Below are 16,099 nucleotides of genomic sequence, written 5' to 3'. Positions count from 1 at the left end.
CTCTGTGCGGTGTTCCCGGATGCAGCTTGCGATCTCTGTAGCAGCGGCGCGAGCCGCGTCCGGGGGCACTGCGGTTGTTCAGGCCGGAAGGCTGTTCCACAATGCATTGTCAACCAAGGAGTGACGATGAACGCTTTCGAAGACATGCGGCTTTTCGTTCAGGTGCTGGAATCACGCAGCTTCACCGCCGCTGCCGAGCAGTTGGGGATTTCCAAGCAGTACATCAGTCGGCGCTTGATGCAGCTGGAAAACCGTCTCGGCGCGCGCTTGCTCAATCGCTCCACCCGACGCCTCGACGTGACCGCCCTGGGCCAGAGCTACTACGACTCGGCCGTGCGCCTGCTGGCGGAAGTGGAACAGGTCGAGCAGGGCATAGCCGGGCAGGCTGCCGAACCCCGTGGTGTCTTGCGCGTGAGTGCGCCGCTGTCGTTCGCCATGGCGCAACTCAGCGCCCTGATGCCACGATTCCTCCAGCGCTACCCCCAGGTGCAGGTCGAAATGGACCTCAGCGACCGCCCGGTCGACCTGCTCGGCGAGGGCTACGACCTCGCCCTGCGCATCGGCATGCTGGAAGACTCATCGTTGATCGCGCGGCGCATTGCCTCCATCGCACGCGTCTACTGTGCCAGCCCTGGCTATCTTGCTGAGCGCGGCATCCCGGCGACCCCGCAAGACCTGGCGGCCCACGACTGCTTGCCCTACGGTCACGCGCGGCAGGTACAGTGGCGTTTCCAGGTGGACGGCAAACCGTTGGTAATCGGCGTGGGCGGGCGTCTGCGTGCCAACAACGGCGAACTGCTCTGCGAGGCTGCCGTGGCCGGCATGGGGATCGCCTACCTGCCTCGGTTCATCGTCCAGCAGGCAATCACATCAGGACAATTGCAGACCGTACTCGATGACTTCGTAACCGAGCCGCTAGCGTTGTCGGCGGTGTATCCGCAGCATCGACAGACATCGCGGCCGGTGCAGGTGTTGATCGAGTTCCTGCGCGAGCATCTGGGCAATCTCTGAGGCCCGCGTTGCACCTGTGCGCAGAATCAGACGTGGCTCAACGCGATACCGAATGAAACGACGATCATGCAGCACAGAGTCAGGTTGATATTCATCGGGACGAAATCCTTGGCGTGGTAAGGGGACCTATATTGCTGATCCCGCGCCCTGAAGAAAAATTCCGTTTTTCGATAGCCATCATCGACTTCCGTGATGCCGGTAACGGTTCAGCGCGTGCGCCGCGGCCGCGACACCACCGACTCGATGTTCTTGCGACCGATCAACCGGGTCGGCGGCGTAGATTCCTCGGCCAGCCACTTGTACATCACCAGGCAATCCACCAGCCCCTGTTGCGCATGCCGATAAGCCCGCGGCAGGCGCCCGACGGTTTCGAACCCCAGCTTGTGCCACAGGGCCACTGCCACTTCGTTACTGGCTACCACCGAGTTGAACTGCATGGCCAGGAAACCACTGTCGCGGGCCACTTGCTGCGAGTGCTCGCACATCATTCGCGCCACACCACGGCCTCGCGCCGCCTCGGTGACCATGTAGCCGCAGTTGCACACATGATTGCCGGGGCCTGCGGCGTTGGCCTTGAGGTAGTAGCTGCCCAACAGCTGGCCTTGTTCATCCTCGGCCACGAAGGTATGCAGGGGCAGTTGCAGCCAGGTGTGCTCGGCGGCTTCGCGGGTCATGGCCGGATCGTAGGCGTAGGTCTGCTGACCCTGGACCACCGCGTTGAAGGTGGGCCAGAAACGTTCGAAATCGGAGGGGGTCATGGGGCGGATGGTGATCATGGGGCGCTCGCTGCGGATCGGGATCGGCCCACCGGAGGCAGTTGCCAGGCAGACATGCCCGACAGCGGCCCCCGAGGTGCCTGGATGGCGCCTATCCTACCATCGGCCGGCGACGTTGTTCCCGCGCGACGGCGGCGGTTCCCGGGCTACCGGCGTGCCAGCGTGTCCGGCTGCCAGCCACCGCCCAGTGCCTTGTAGATCGCCACGATGCCGCGATAGAGCTCGGTTTCGCCCTGGGCCTGGGCGTCTTCGGCGCTCAAGCGCTCGCGCTCGGCATCGAGCAGCACCAGGTAATCGGCCGTGCCTTCGCGGTACTGGATCGACGCCAGCGCCGCCGCGGCGCGGCTGGAATCGCTCTGGCGCATCAAGGCCTGCAGACGCTGCTGGCGCTTGCCGTAGTCACTGAAGGCGTTTTCCGATTCCTCCAGCGCCAGCAACACATCCTGCTCGTAGCTGGCCAGCGCGCCCTCTGCATCGGCGTTGGCTGCGCGAATCTGCGCGCGCACGCTGCCCAGGTCGAAAGCCGCCCAGGTGATGCTCGGCCCCAGGCCCCAGGCGTTGGCTGCCGACGAACCGATCTGCGAACCACGCCCTGCGGTGAACCCGAGGAAACCAGTAAGGGTGACCCGTGGGAACAGATCGGCGGTGGCCACGCCGATCTGTGCGGTGGCGGCTGCCAGTCGGCGTTCGGCACTGCGAATGTCCGGACGACGGCGCAGCAACTGGGTCGGATCACCGATCGGCAGCGCCTTGGCAATGGCCGGCAGCTGCGCCGGGCTCAGATCGACGCTGAGTTGATCGGGGCGCTGGCCGAGCAGGGTGGCGATGCGGTTGCGTGCCCGCACCTGCTCGGCCTGCAGCTGCGGCACGGTCGCTTCGACCGCCGCCAGGCGTGCATCGGCACGCACCACGTCCAGTTGATTGCCGACGCCGGCTTCCTCCAGGCTGCGGGTGATGCCGCGCGAATCCTGCTGGTTCTTCAGGTTGGCCAGGGCGATCTTCTCGCGCAACTGAGCGCCGCGCAGTTGTCCGTAGGCATCCACCAGCTCAGCGATCAACGTGACCTGCAACTGCTGCAGGTTGGCCGCGGCTTCACCCTGCTGGGCGTCACTGACTTCCAACTGACGCTGGATGCGCCCGAACAAATCGACTTCCCAGGCCATGTCCAGGCCCAGGTCGTAGCGCTCGGTATTGACCCGGTCGTTGGTCTGGCCAGGTATCTGGCTCTTGCCGATCTCGCTGCTGGCGCGGCTGGTCACCACCGGGAAGCGGTCGTTGGCCACGTCGTCGCGGATCGCCCGAGATGCCTTGAGGCGGGCGAAGGCCACGCGCAGCTCGCGGTTGCCCTGCAGCGATTCGTTGACCAGCCGATTGAGCGTCGGATCGTCGAATTGCTGCCACCACACCGCATCGAACTGCTCGGCGCGGTAGTAACGAGCATCTTGCGCAGCCGCCACGGTCGCATCCAACGCCTGCGGCGCGCGGTAGTCAGGGCCCACCGCGCATGCGGCCAGCGCCATCACCAGCAGGCTGGGCAGAAGGGGTTTCAAGCGGTTCATGGTTGTACCTCAAGCTTGAGCGCGCGGTCCGCCTTGCGGGCCTGGCGACGCTCGACATGGCGACGGATCAGCACGAAGAACACCGGGGTCAGCAGCAGGCCGAAGAAAGTCACCCCCAGCATGCCGGAGAACACCGCCACACCCATGGCATGGCGCATCTCGGCACCGGCGCCGGACGACAGCACCAACGGCACCACGCCCATGATGAACGCGAACGAGGTCATCAGGATCGGCCGTAGCCGCAAGCGGCATGCCTCCAGCACGGCGGCCAGCGGGTCGAGGCCTTCCTCCTGCTTGTCCTTGGCGAATTCGACGATCAGGATCGCGTTCTTGCACGCCAGTCCGACCAGCACGATCAGGCCGATCTGGGTGAAGATATTGTTGTCGCTGCCCGCGATCATCACCCCGGCAATCGCCGAGAGCAGGGTCATCGGCACGATCAGGATCACCGCCAGCGGCAGGCTCCAGCTTTCGTACTGCGCCGCCAGCACCAGGAAGGCCAGCAGCACGCACAGCGGGAACACGAACAGGGCGGTGTTGCCTGCCAGAATCTGCTGGTAGGTCAGCTCGGTCCATTCGTAGGCCATGCCGTTGGGCAGTTCGTCCTTGAGCAGCTTCTCCACCGCCGCCTGGGCCTGGCCCGAACTGTAGCCGGGTGCAGCCGCGCCGTTGATTTCCGCCGTGACGAAGCCGTTGTAGTGCATCACGCGATCAGGCCCTGCGGTATCGCTGACCTTGATGAACGTGGCCAGCGGGATCATCTCGCCGCGATCGTTGCGCACCTTGAGCTGGCCAATCTGCTCGGCCTCCAGGCGGAACTGCTGCTCGGCCTGGACGTTGACCTGATAGGTGCGCCCGAAGCGGTTGAAGTCGTTGGCGTACAGCGAGCCCAGGTACACCTGCAGGGTATCGAAGATATCGCTGATGGCCACGCCATGGGTCTTGGCCTTTTCCCGATCGATCGAGGCATCCACCTGCGGCACGTTCACTGTGTAGCTGGTGAACAGCCCGGCCAGTTCCGGCACGCTGCGGCTCTTGGCGATGATGTTCTGGGTCTGCTTGTACAACTCGTCATAGCCCAGGTTGCCGCGATCCTGAACCTGCAGGCGGAAACCACCGATGGTGCCCAGGCCCATCACCGGCGGTGGTGGGAAGATCGCCATGTAGGCGTCCTGGATACCGGCGAACTTGCCGTTGAGCTCGGCGGCGATGGCATTGGCCGACAGGCTGGCGTCCTTGCGCTGATCGAAGTCCTTGAGCGCGACGAACACGATGCCGTTGTTCGGGCTGTTGGTGAAGCCGTTGATCGACAGGCCGGGGAAGGCGATGGCGTTCTCTACGCCTGGCTGCTTCAAGGCGATGTCCGACATGCGCTTGATCACATCTTCGGTGCGGTCCAGGCTGGCGGCGTCCGGCAACTGCGCGAACGCCACCAGGTACTGCTTGTCCTGGGAAGGCACGAAACCGGTTGGGGTGTTGGCGAAACCGAACCAGGTCAGCACCATGAACCCCGCATACACCAGCATGGCGATACCGCTGCTGCGGATCACCCGCGCCACGGTGCCGACATAGCCATGGCTGGCCTTTTCGAAGAAGCGGTTGAACGGCCGGAACAGCCAGCCGCCGAGCAGTTTGTCGAGCAGCCGGGAGAAGCGGTCCTTGGGTGCGTCGTGTGCCCTGAGCAGCACGGCCGCCAGCGCCGGCGACAGCGTCAACGAGTTGAACGCCGAAATGACCGTGGAAATGGCGATGGTCAGGGCGAACTGCTTGTAGAACTGCCCGGTGAGCCCGGAGATGAACGCCGCCGGCACGAACACCGCACACAGCACCAGCGCAGTGGCGATGATCGGCCCGGTCACTTCGCGCATGGCCCGCTCGGTGGCGGCCACCGGTTCCAGCCCCAGCTCGATGTTGCGCTCGACGTTCTCCACCACCACGATGGCGTCGTCCACGACGATACCGATGGCCAGCACCAGTCCGAACAGCGACAACGCGTTGAGCGAAAAGCCGAACATGTGCATGACGGCGAAGGTGCCGATCAGCGACACCGGCACGGCCACCAGCGGAATGATCGAGGCGCGCCAGGTCTGCAGGAACAGGATAACCACCAGCACGACCAGGATCAGCGCTTCGAACAAGGTGTGTACCACCGCCTCGATCGAGCCGCGCACGAAGATGGTCGGGTCGTAGACGATGCTGTAGTCCATGCCTTCAGGGAACGACTGCTTGAGTTCGGCCATTTTCGCCCGAACCTGATTGGACACGTCGATGGCGTTGGAACCGGGTCGCTGGAAGATCGGCAGGGCCACCGCCGGTTGGTTGTTCAGCAGCGAACGCAACGCGTATTGGCTGGAACCCAGCTCCACGCGGGCAATGTCCTTGAGCCGGGTGATTTCGCCGTCGTCGGCGGCGCGCACGACGATGTTCTCGAATTCTTCCTCGGTGACCAGGCGGCCCTGGGTGTTGACCGACATCTGGAAACTGGTGGCGTTGGGCGCAGGCGGCGCGCCCAGCTGGCCAGCGGCAACCTGACGGTTCTGCTCACGAATCGCGGTGACCACGTCGGTGGCCGTCAGGTTGCGCGAAGCGGTCTTGTTCGGGTCAAGCCAGACCCGCAGCGAGTAGTCGCCCATGCCGAACAACTGCACGTCGCCAATGCCATTGAGCCTGGCCAGTTCGTCCTTGATGTTCAAGGTCGCGTAGTTGGACAGGTAGAGCATGTCGTAGCGCTGGTCGGGGGAGGTCAGGTGGACCACCATGGTCAAGTCCGGTGAGGCCTTGTCCACGGTAATGCCGATCCGCGTGACTTCTTCGGGCAGCTTGGGTTGGGTGCGCGTCACTCGGTTCTGCACCTGCACCTGGGCATTGTCCAGATCGGTGCCCAACGCGAAGGTCAGGGTCAGGGTCAGCTTGCCGTCGGCGGTAGACTGCGAGGACATGTACAGCATGTTCTCCACGCCGGTGATGGCCTGCTCGAGCGGCGCGGCCACGGTTTCACCGATGACCTTGGGGTTGGCGCCGGGGAAGCTGGCACGCACCACCACGGTCGGCGGGACCACTTCGGGGTACTCGCTGATCGGCAGCTGGAACAGCGAGATGGCGCCGGCGATCAGAATGATCAGCGACAGCACGGCGGCGAAGATCGGCCGCTTGATGAAGAATTGAGAGAAGTTCATCGCAGTGATCTCTTAACCGCGTGGAGTCGAAACGCTGGCAACCTTGACCGCAGCAGCGGGCGTGTTGCTGGCTTCCAGGGCATGGCGCTGTTCGGCCAGGGCGGCGAGGGTGCCAGGGCTGGCCATCTGGGCGACTTCGGGATCGACCTGGGAACCGGGACGAACCCGCTGCAGGCCATTGATGACGATGCGCTCATCCTTGTTCAGGCCACTGCGCACGATGCGCAGGCCTTCAAGCTTGGGCCCCAGTTCGATGCTGCGGTAGGCGGCCTTGTTGTCCTGATCCATTACCAGCACGAATTTCTTGCCCAGGTCGGTGCCCACCGCTTCGTCCTTGATCAGCACTGCCGAATAGGTGGCGCTGCCCACCAGTTTAAGCCGTGCGTACAGGCCGGGGGTGAAGCTGCCGTCCTTGTTGTCGAACACGGCGCGACCGCGGATGGTGCCGGTCTTGGGATTGACCTGGTTGTCGACGAAATTCATGTGCCCCAGGTGTGGGTTGCCCGCCTCGTTGGACAGCCCCAGGTACACCGGGGTGGTCTGGCCGCGCTGGCCCTGGCGGGCGAGCTGGGTGTACTTGAGGTACACGCGCTCGTCGGCATCGAAGTAGGCATACACCTTGTCGGTAGAGACCACGCTGGTCAGCGGCGTCACGTCGGCGCTGACGATGTTGCCTGCGGTTATTTCGGCACGGCTGACGCGCCCGGAAATCGGCGCCGTGACGCGGGTGAAGCTCAGGTTCAGCCGGGCCAGGTCGAGCTGTGCCTGGATGCCGGCGAGCGCGGCGCGCGACTCTTGCGCCGCGGTGGCTCGGGTTTCGGCCAGCTCGGCGGAAATGGCGTTGCTCGCCTGCAGGCGCTGCCCACGCTGCGCTTCGTTGTCGCTGCGCGCAGAACTGGCGCGGGCCTGTTGAAGTTGCGCTTCCAGGCGCCGCACTTCGGCCTGGAACGGCCGCGGATCGATCTGGAACAGCAGGTCGCCCTTGTTCACCAGGGCGCCCTCGGTGAAGGCTACCTGGTCAATCTGGCCCGACACGCGTGGGCGAATCTCGACGGTTTCCGGTGCTTCCAGGCGCCCGGTGAACTCGTCCCATTCATTGACCGGCTGTTCCAGCACCTGGGCCACGGTAACCTTGGGTGCAGCAGGCGCCTGAGCGACATCGGGTGTTTTTCCGCAAGCGGCGATGACCATCAGCGCAAGGGCCGCCAACGGAAAACGCAACGGAGTGAGTGACTGGTGCATGTGCAGATCCGCCAAGTGAAGTAAGGGAGCATCAACGATGGGCGGATCATGCGGCGCAGACGGGACAATCGACGAATCGAATGGTTCGAAGGTAACTATCATTGCGAATGATGAACATCACTGGAAGTGCTTGATTTTCCGAAAAAATACAAAGCTAGCTAACGATTTCTCCAGGCCAGCACCTGACGGCAGGACAGAGCCCCAAGGCACAGTCGTACAAGCCTTGAAATACTTTCCCGCTGTAGGAATCAGTACGCCGGGCGGTAGGATCAGACTCCGAAACTACTCAAGACCTCTATGAATCCCGTCACGGAACCTCCCAGTCCCGCGCTTCATGCAACATCCTCCTTCTGCCTGATGAGTACCCTTCCATGGAATGGCTAGCCGACCCCACGGCCTGGCTAGGCCTGGCGACCCTGATCGTCCTGGAACTGGTACTGGGCATCGACAACCTGGTATTCATCGCGATTCTCGCCGACAAGCTGCCCCCGCATCAGCGTGACCGCGCGCGGGTGATCGGCCTGTCGCTGGCGTTGATCATGCGCCTGGGCCTGCTGGCCAGCATTTCCTGGATGGTGACGCTGACCGAGCCGCTGTTCGAGGTGTTCGGCAAATCGTTCTCCGGGCGCGACCTGATCATGCTGTTCGGCGGTATCTTCCTGCTGTTCAAGGCGACCATGGAGTTGCATGAAAGGCTCGAAGGCCATGTCGCGCAGCGGGCTGGCGTCAAGACCTACGCCCTGTTCTGGCCAATCGTCGCGCAGATCGTCGTGCTGGACGCTGTGTTCTCCCTGGATGCGGTGATCACCGCCGTGGGCATGGTGGACGAATTGTCGATCATGATGATCGCGGTGATCTTCTCCATCGGCCTGATGATCATCGCCAGCAAGCCGTTGACGCGCTTCGTCAACGGCCACCCGACCGTGATCATGCTGTGCCTGGGCTTCCTGATGATGATCGGCTTCGCCCTGACCGCCGAAGGCCTGGGCTTCCACATCCCCAAGGGGTATCTCTACGCCGCGATCGGTTTCTCGATTCTCATCGAGGTGTTCAACCAGATCGCTCGGGCACGGCGCAAGCACAAGCATCAGGACCGGCCGATGCGCGAGCGTACCGCCCACGCCGTGCTGCGCCTGCTGGGTGGCCGGCGTCCGGCCAGCGAAGCCATGGACGAGGAAATCGAAGACCTGGTGGGCCAGGAGCAGAGCGAAGCGCTGTTCGATCGACGTGAGCGGGTGATGATCAGCGGGGTGTTGAACCTGGCTGAAAAACCCATCCGCAGCATCATGACCGTGCGTGCCCAGGTCGATTGCCTGGACCTGGGTGCGTCGCGCGAAGTCACCGAGCAGACCTTGATGCAGTCGTCCTACTCACGCCTGCCATTGATTGCACAAGGCCAGGTGGACGAGCCTCTGGGTTTCGTGCACAAGAAGGAGTTGCTCAAGCAACTGCTGGCGGGCGACGCACCGGACCTGGCCAGCCTGGCGCGCCAGCCGATCAACCTGCTCGAGACCTTCAGCATTCTCAACGCCCTGGAGCAGATGCGTGCGCAGTCCACGCACATTGCCTTCGTGGTCAACGAGTTCGGTGGCTTCATCGGCATTCTGACCATGACCGACATTCTCGAGTCGATTGCCGGCGAGCTGCCCGACGCCAGCGAAGTGCAGGCCCCCGATATCGTCGAGCAGGAAGAGGGCTATCGCGTGAGTGCAGCGTTGGACCTCAAGCAGCTGCAGACGCGCATCGGCTTCGATGCGGCGCCCACCAATGACTACCAGACCCTGGCGGGCATGGTCATGAGCCTGCTCGATCGTTTGCCCAAGCAAGGCGACACGCTGCAATGGGAACAGTGGAGCCTGACCGTGCTGACAGTGGAGGAGCGCCGGGTCAAGCAAGTCCTCCTGCGCAAGCAAGCCCTGCAGGTGTAGCGAAACATCGCGCAATCACACTGCGCGACGCGAGCGCGCCAGATGCTTGGCACCCTCGAACATCAGCACCAGCACCGCCAGCCAGATCGGCAAGTAGGTCAGCCACTGGTCTGGCGCGATGCTCTCGCCCAGCAACAAGGCCACACCCACCAACAGCACCGGCTCGACGTAGCTGAGCAGCCCGAACAGGCTGAACGGCAGCAGGCGGCTGGCCATTACGTAGCAGATCAATGCCGATGCACTGATGACGCCAAGAATCGGTATCAGTGCGTACAGCAGCGGTCGCGCCTCCATGTCTGCCGGCGACAGCTGGCCTTGCACGATGAACAGCAGCGCGGCCGGCAGCATCAGGCACATGTCCGTCCACAAACCGCCCAGGTGATCATTGCCGCACGCGCGACGCAACACGAAATACACCGGATAGCCGGCAGCCACGAGCAACGTTTCCCAGGCGAAGCGGCCGTGCTGGAACAGCTCGTGGCCTACACCGCAGGCGGCGCAGAGCACCGCCAGCTTCTGCAGGTGCGAAAGCTGTTCGCCGTATACCAGCCGTCCGGTCAGGACCATGGTCAGCGGCAGCAGGAAATAGCCCATCGACACTTCCAGGCTGCGCCCGTGCAGCGGCGCCCAAAGGAACAGCCACAGCTGCACACCCATCAGCGCCGAGGTGCCCATCGAGCCGAGCAGCAGCACCGGGCGCTGGGCAATGTTGCGCCACACCCTGGCGACCAGATGCAGATCGGCACTGAACCACATGAACAGGGTCACGCACGGCAAGGTCAGCAGCATGCGCCAGCCAAACATCTCCTCGCCGCTCAGAGGGGCCAGCAGCGAAGTATAGAAATACATCACGGCGAACAGAATGGACGCTGTGACGGACGTGATGATGCCTTTGGACACGGGAGCCTCTAAGCGCGAAAAACCTGACTGAGCCGACAATGATCTCAGCCAGGCGGACAAGCCACAACCACTGCTTTCAAAGACGGCGCAAGGCGTGCGCGAAATCCGCCAGCGGCATTGGCTTGGCAAACAGATAACCCTGCAGATATTTCACGTGGCGTGCGGCGAGGTAAGCGCGTTGTTCGTCGGTTTCCACGCCTTCGGCAACCACTTGCAATTCGAGTTTGGCCGACAGCTCGATGATGCTGTCCAGCACATGCCGCGAAAGCGTATTGACGCCGATCATGGCCACGAAGCTCTGGTCGATCTTGAGGAAGTCGACCTGGAACTGCTGCAGGTAGCTCAGGCTGGACTGCCCGGTGCCGAAGTCGTCGATGGCAATGCTCACGCCCAACCCGCGCAACCGTTCGAACAACGTGTGAATCTGCGCGCAGGGCTGGATCAGCTCGCGTTCGGTCAATTCCAGGGTCAAGGCGATCCGGTCTTTCGGAAACGCGTCGAGGAACGCCTTGCAGTCATCGAACAGTGCCGAGTCCAGGCAATGCTGGGCGGTGATATTGATGCCGACATGAAAGCCGTGCGGCAGCTGATCCAGGCAGCTGCCCAGTTGCTGCGCGGTGCGCTTCATCAGCAGCCGGGTCATCGGTACGATCAGCCCGCAGTCCTCGGCGTAGGGAATGAACAGGTCGGGGCGGACCAGGCCTTCGCGAGGATGCTGCCAGCGCATGAGCACTTCGACACCCGCCCAGCGGCCGTCCTCGCTGAACACCACCGGCTGGAAGAAGGGCACGAACTCCTCGGCGTCCAATGCACGCTGCAGCTCCTGATATCGCGAGCCGGAACGACTCATCACCCACCGGCAGAGCAGGCCGACCACCGCCGAGATGAGCAACAGCAGGCCGAACATGCCGGCGTACTGTTCGCGTATCAACGTCCAGCGCGCCCCTTGCGGGATACCACTGATCACGCTGAACGGGTAGCGAGCGGACTGCAGCCGTGTTTGCGCGCCAGTGGCAGGCAGCGGCGCGCCCTGATGGACCTCGCCGCTGGCTTCGATCCAGCTGCGCCCGACGTGCAGGGTGATCGAATGGGTCGAGCCCATCATGCGCAAGGCATTGGCCAGGTGGTAACCGTCGACGGTGCTGAGCGCGCTGGCCTCGCCACGGGCGGCGCGGTAGATCAACAAGCCGCGGTCGGGCGTCACCGAATTGCCGGGCAGCAGCCACAGCTGCCCATCGACGTAATCGAGCGGATTCACGTTTTCGCTCACTGCGCCCGACAGGGAGCTGCAGTAAAGTGTGTCGCCCTGGATCAGATTCACCGAGCGCACGAAGGGCCGCCGGGTCACCTGGTCCAGCAGCGCCGGTTGTACCTGCGCGCAGGCTTGTCCGGACAGGGGCAGAACGGCATCTGCCGCTGCCGCGACGTTATCGAGGATGAGTTCGAATTGCTCGACCGCCAACTGGCTGGTGCGCGCCGCTGCCAGATGCAGCGAACGACCGGCTTCCCAGGTCAGCATGACCGCACCACTGGCCAGTGGTATTGCGGCCGCCAGCCAGGGCAACAGCAGGCGTGAAAATTTGCGTTTGGAGGCGGCAAGTGTCAGCGGCATGCTGGCGACAGTCCTTGTGCGCAGGAGATGCGAGCGGGAAAGCCGCCATCATTTCATGAAAGCGCCTGCTGGGGCAGGCGCCGACGCTTATTTATCCTTGGACTGATCGGGCTTCTGCATCTGTACCGAGGAAGGGGTGCCGTCGTTGTTGCCTTTGGTGGTGCTCTTGTCGGCGCTGTCGAAGCAGCCTTGCAGCAGTGCCAGACACAGCACCAGACCGGCGCACGGGATGAGTTTCATGATGATCTCCGATGTTCAGAACGTGCAGCTTGGACTCGACCCTGTCCAATTGGTTGCCTGCGCCGACCCGGATCCGGATCGGCGCACGGGCGCGTGGGGGAATCAAACCTCGGCAGCGCCGCGCAGGCGCTCGGCACCTTGGCGCAGCAGTCGCTCGGTGGCGGCCCAGCCCAGGCAACCGTCGGTGACCGACACGCCGTAGCGCATGTGCCCGCTGATCGGCTGGCTGCCTTCCTGCAGGTGGCTTTCCAGCATGACCGCCACCAATGACCGGTCACCGTCCAGGCGCTGCTGCAGCACGTCGTCGAACACCGCTGGCTGGCGCAATGGGTCCTTGCCACTGTTGGCATGGCTGCAGTCGACCATGATGCGCGCCTTCACACCCGCTTTGGCCAGATCGTTGTGCACCTGGGCAATGCTCTGCCGGTCATGGTTGGGCCCCCGGTGCCCCCCGCGCAATACAAGGTGAGTGTCGGGATTGCCAGTGGTGTCGATCATGGCCGGGTGCCCCTGCGGATCGATGCCGAAATGGCGATGGGCATGGGCCGCACTGCGCATGGCATCACACGCGACGGCAACGCCGCCATCGGTACCATTCTTGAAGCCGACCGGGATCCCCAGGCCGCTGGCTAGTTCGCGGTGGATCTGCGATTCCGTGGTGCGTGCACCGACCGCCACCCAGCTCAACAGGTCGTCGAAGTACCCTGAGGCCATGGGTTGCAATACTTCGCTCGCCAGTGGCAGGCCCAGGCGCAGCATTTCGCGCATCAGGTCGCGGCACAGGGTCAGGCCGCCCGCCATGTCGTCGGTGCCGTCCAGGTAAGGATCGTATGCAAGGCCTTTCCAGCCCACGGTAGTGCGTGGTTTCTCCACGTAGGCGCGCATCACCAGCAGCATCTCTCCCTCTAACTCCTGCGCCAACTGGCTCAGGTTGCGTGCGTACTCCAGCGCGGACTTCGGATCGTGCAGGGAGCAGGGGCCCACTACGACCAGCAGGCGTGGGTCACGGCCTTCGAGAATGGCGCGGATGGCTTGGCGATGGGCTTGGACCTGGGTGTCCAGGTGATCGGCGAGGGGCAGCTGCTGCTTGAGCGCGAAATGCGTAGGCAGACGGTGAGTTGCCGGCGTGTTGGCGGCGTCTTTTGCCGCGGATGAAGCTGCGGCTGTGCGAGTCTGGACAGCAGGGGTGTGGTGCAGAGTGGTCAGGCTGTTGTTCATGGTCTGGGTCCTGGACAGCGGCGGGGGGATTGCCCGCATGCGCTGCCCTGTCAAGGTGTTCGACAAAGTGCCGGGGAGTCTGGACTGCGGGTCATGCCACCCATCAACGACCGGTCGGAGGCGGCAGGCTGGCCCGAACGGAGGTTGCTAAATCGCCAGAGGTTGCGGATGTCGAAACGGTAATAAGTGAAGTTGTTCATGAAGCGTTCCTCGATTTCGTGGCGAAAGTGCCGAAAAAAACATGAAGCCCTGAAAAGCAAAAACCCCCAGTCGGGAGGCCGACTGGGGGTTGAGAATTCTCTGTCGGCGACCCCTGTGAAATGGGCGCCGATATGGGTATCAGGCGCGCCAGTGGCTAAACCAATACCCAAAATAAACGTTTGCCGGTGCACGGACAGCCGTCATCGCTGCGCAGGTCGCAGGCAAGGATGCAGGGCTGAAGGTGTTGTGCGACATTGATAGTCTCCGGTGGATGCCTGGAGCTTACTTCAGCCATGGCGAAGGATTCAAGCTCATTCTTGACGTGGGGAGGATGCAATGACTTTGTACCTGCGGGCGGCTGTCGATCAGGATCTGCGTTTCGCCCGAGACCTTACTCGGCGAGCGATGCTGCCTTACTACGGCCGTCACGATCTGTTGTGGCTGGACGAGGGTTTCGATCAGGCCTGGCATTGGCGCGACAACCGATTGATCTGTCGCGACGCCGTGCCGCTGGGCTACATCAGTCTGTCCAGGGATGCCCATGCACTGTTCATCCGCGAGGTGCATCTGTTGCCGGTGCATCGTGGTCAGGGCGTGGGCCACTGGGTGCTCGAGCAGGTGATGCAGCAAGCACGTAGTGAACGCTTGCCGCGGGTGCGTCTGATGGTGTTCAAGGACAACCCCGCGCAGCGGCTCTATGGCCGCCACGGTTTCGAGGTGGTGGGGGAGCAGGACAGCTTCCTGCGCATGGAGTACGTGCTGCCCAGCCCCGCCCGTTGACCACGTGCGGTCAGCGCTGGCCGTTCTCCAGTGCTGCGCTGATGGTGCCCAGTTTCATGCCCAGCAATACGGCGACCCGGTGCGCCTCGCCACGCCGCCCCTTCTTGCGTCCTGCCAACACCTGATAGGTGGTGGCAGGGTCCACGCCGTGCTCGCGCGCAAACTCTTGTACCGATTTCCCTTGCTGATCGAGCCAGGCTCTGGCTTGTGCGGCAGTCCGTATACCATGCATAGTTCAAGTCCGTTTTAGAGGGTTCAAAGTAGTTTTATTTCGCACCGTTTCGGGTGTTTCGATAAAGGATTATACATTCAAATGACTGGAATCGGTCCCCGACTAAGGGAAGAGCGCGAGCGTTTGGAGCTCACGCAACGAGAGTTTGGCCAGGTGGGTGGTGTCGAACCCAATGCGCAGGGCAAATACGAAAACGGCGAAAGATCACCTCGGGCCGATTACTTGGCTGCCGTTTCGACGATAGGCGTCGACGTTCTCTACGTCGTGCTGGGTCGCCGGACGCCATTGGCCGAGCAGGCTCTCAGCGGCCGAGAAGAAAAAGTCCTAGAGACATATCGGACGCTTCCTACTTCCGGCCAAGCCGTCTTGAGCAATCTGGCCAGCAGCCTGGCCGAGATGGCGGCGAACTATTCAACGCGCAGTACGGTCCAGAAAAAAACACGGGCGAGAAATACCCCGGACTGATCTTCCGCACCGACGCCCCACGCCATATTCATGACGCTTTGAGCTAGGTCCGAGGCGGCAATGTTTGGTAATGTGGCAGCATTCCCCGAGACCACTATTACGAGGTGTCCGTTTGATTCGGGTTCTAGTAGTCGACGATCACGACCTGGTCCGTACCGGTATCACCCGCATGCTGGCCGATATCGACGACCTGCAGGTCGTAGGGCAGGCAGAGTCGGGCGAGGGGGCGTTGCAGTATGCTCGCGATCTCAAGCCGGACGTGGTGCTGATGGACGTCAAGATGCCCGGTATCGGTGGTCTCGAGGCGACTCGCAAATTGCTGCGCAGCCATCCCGACATAAAGGTGGTGGCCGTCACTGTCTGCGAGGAAGACCCGTTTCCGACGCGCCTGCTGCAAGCCGGCGCCGCCGGTTACCTGACCAAGGGGGCAGGGCTGGCCGAAATGGTCCAGGCGATTCGCCTGGTATTCGCCGGCCAGCGTTACATCAGTCCGCAGATTGCCCAGCAATTGGCGCTCAAGTCGTTCCAGCCGCAGACCAGTAATTCGCCGTTCGATCTGCTGTCCGAACGGGAAATCCAGATTGCCCTGATGATCGTCGGCTGCCAGAAAGTCCAGATCATCTCAGACAAGCTGTGCCTGTCGCCAAAAACGGTCAACACCTACCGCTACCGGATCTTCGAGAAGCTCTCCGTGACCAGCGATGTGGAATTGACCCTGCTGGCGGTGCGGCATGGCATGGTAGACACCAACCTTTGACC

At 62.9% G+C, this 16,099-nt stretch carries 15 protein-coding genes; 5 read left to right on the top strand and 10 right to left on the bottom strand.

Annotated features, from left to right (window positions below; genetic code table 11):
* The first annotated feature begins 126 nt into the window (after positions 1-126).
* Entirely contained in the window at positions 127-1,011 is an 885-nt protein-coding gene (locus IFT75_RS15555; RefSeq protein ID WP_192055556.1) for a LysR family transcriptional regulator, read from the top strand.
* A 206-nt stretch (positions 1,012-1,217) separates the two neighbouring features.
* Here IFT75_RS15555 and IFT75_RS15550 read toward each other — a convergent pair whose 3' ends face one another.
* From IFT75_RS15550 to mexE, 4 genes are all read right to left on the bottom strand, one after another.
* Positions 1,218-1,787, bottom strand: coding sequence for a GNAT family N-acetyltransferase (locus tag IFT75_RS15550; protein ID WP_192055554.1), 570 nt, complete (start codon positions 1,785-1,787; stop codon positions 1,218-1,220).
* 146 nt (positions 1,788-1,933) lie between these two features.
* Positions 1,934-3,346, bottom strand: coding sequence for an efflux transporter outer membrane subunit (locus tag IFT75_RS15545; protein ID WP_192055552.1), 1,413 nt, complete (start codon positions 3,344-3,346; stop codon positions 1,934-1,936).
* A complete protein-coding gene (locus tag IFT75_RS15540; RefSeq protein ID WP_122477407.1) occupies positions 3,343-6,522 on the bottom strand; it encodes an efflux RND transporter permease subunit in 3,180 nt (1,059 codons plus the stop codon). The genes IFT75_RS15545 and IFT75_RS15540 overlap by 4 nt, the downstream gene beginning before the upstream one ends.
* A 12-nt stretch (positions 6,523-6,534) precedes the next feature.
* Positions 6,535-7,764, bottom strand: coding sequence for a multidrug efflux RND transporter periplasmic adaptor subunit MexE (mexE, locus tag IFT75_RS15535; RefSeq protein ID WP_192055550.1), 1,230 nt, complete (start codon positions 7,762-7,764; stop codon positions 6,535-6,537).
* A gap of 371 nt (positions 7,765-8,135) precedes the next feature.
* Here mexE and IFT75_RS15530 point away from each other — a divergent pair, with 371 nt between their 5' ends.
* The gene (locus IFT75_RS15530; protein ID WP_122477408.1) at positions 8,136-9,692 is read left to right on the top strand and encodes a TerC family protein; all 1,557 of its coding nucleotides are present in this window, start codon (positions 8,136-8,138) and stop codon (positions 9,690-9,692) included.
* 15 nt (positions 9,693-9,707) lie between these two features.
* On the opposite strand, the gene rarD is transcribed toward IFT75_RS15530, so the two are convergent.
* The 5 genes from rarD to IFT75_RS15505 all read right to left on the bottom strand — a co-directional run bounded on the left by rarD (position 9,708) and on the right by IFT75_RS15505 (position 13,862).
* Positions 9,708-10,592, bottom strand: a complete 885-nt coding sequence (rarD, locus tag IFT75_RS15525; RefSeq protein WP_192055548.1) for an EamA family transporter RarD — start codon at positions 10,590-10,592, stop codon at positions 9,708-9,710.
* Between the two features lie 76 nt (positions 10,593-10,668).
* Positions 10,669-12,204 (bottom strand): EAL domain-containing protein, encoded by a 1,536-nt coding sequence (locus IFT75_RS15520; RefSeq protein ID WP_192055547.1) that lies wholly within the window; start codon positions 12,202-12,204, stop codon positions 10,669-10,671.
* An 87-nt stretch (positions 12,205-12,291) separates the two neighbouring features.
* Positions 12,292-12,444 carry a hypothetical protein gene (locus IFT75_RS15515; protein WP_163007546.1) on the bottom strand — a complete coding sequence of 51 codons (153 nt, stop codon included), beginning with the start codon at positions 12,442-12,444 and terminating at the stop codon, positions 12,292-12,294.
* A gap of 102 nt (positions 12,445-12,546) precedes the next feature.
* Positions 12,547-13,662 carry a 3-deoxy-7-phosphoheptulonate synthase gene (locus IFT75_RS15510; protein WP_192055545.1) on the bottom strand — a complete coding sequence of 372 codons (1,116 nt, stop codon included), beginning with the start codon at positions 13,660-13,662 and terminating at the stop codon, positions 12,547-12,549.
* A gap of 50 nt (positions 13,663-13,712) precedes the next feature.
* On the bottom strand, positions 13,713-13,862 hold the full coding sequence (locus IFT75_RS15505; protein ID WP_185793061.1) for a hypothetical protein: 150 nt from the start codon (positions 13,860-13,862) through the stop codon (positions 13,713-13,715).
* 337 nt (positions 13,863-14,199) lie between these two features.
* Between IFT75_RS15505 and IFT75_RS15500 the strand changes: the two genes are divergently transcribed.
* Complete coding sequence (locus IFT75_RS15500; RefSeq protein ID WP_192055543.1) at positions 14,200-14,643, top strand: GNAT family N-acetyltransferase; 444 nt, start codon at positions 14,200-14,202, stop codon at positions 14,641-14,643.
* A 10-nt stretch (positions 14,644-14,653) separates the two neighbouring features.
* Here the strand turns inward: IFT75_RS15500 and IFT75_RS15495 are convergent, their stop codons facing one another.
* A complete protein-coding gene (locus tag IFT75_RS15495) occupies positions 14,654-14,875 on the bottom strand; it encodes a DNA-binding protein (RefSeq protein ID WP_122477415.1) in 222 nt (73 codons plus the stop codon).
* 81 nt (positions 14,876-14,956) lie between these two features.
* Between IFT75_RS15495 and IFT75_RS15490 the strand changes: the two genes are divergently transcribed.
* Together IFT75_RS15490 and gacA are read left to right on the top strand one after the other, a co-directional pair.
* Positions 14,957-15,340 (top strand): helix-turn-helix domain-containing protein, encoded by a 384-nt coding sequence (locus tag IFT75_RS15490; RefSeq protein WP_192055541.1) that lies wholly within the window; start codon positions 14,957-14,959, stop codon positions 15,338-15,340.
* 112 nt (positions 15,341-15,452) lie between these two features.
* Positions 15,453-16,097, top strand: coding sequence for a response regulator transcription factor GacA (gene gacA, locus IFT75_RS15485; RefSeq protein WP_122477418.1), 645 nt, complete (start codon positions 15,453-15,455; stop codon positions 16,095-16,097).
* Positions 16,098-16,099 lie beyond the last annotated feature (2 nt).

The sequence above is a fragment of the Pseudomonas sp. CFBP 8758 genome (assembly GCF_014841725.1).
GTDB lineage: Bacteria > Pseudomonadota > Gammaproteobacteria > Pseudomonadales > Pseudomonadaceae > Aquipseudomonas > Aquipseudomonas baltica.
Note: the sequence above shows the minus strand (reverse complement) of the source record. Positions and strands in the feature narration are given on the sequence as shown.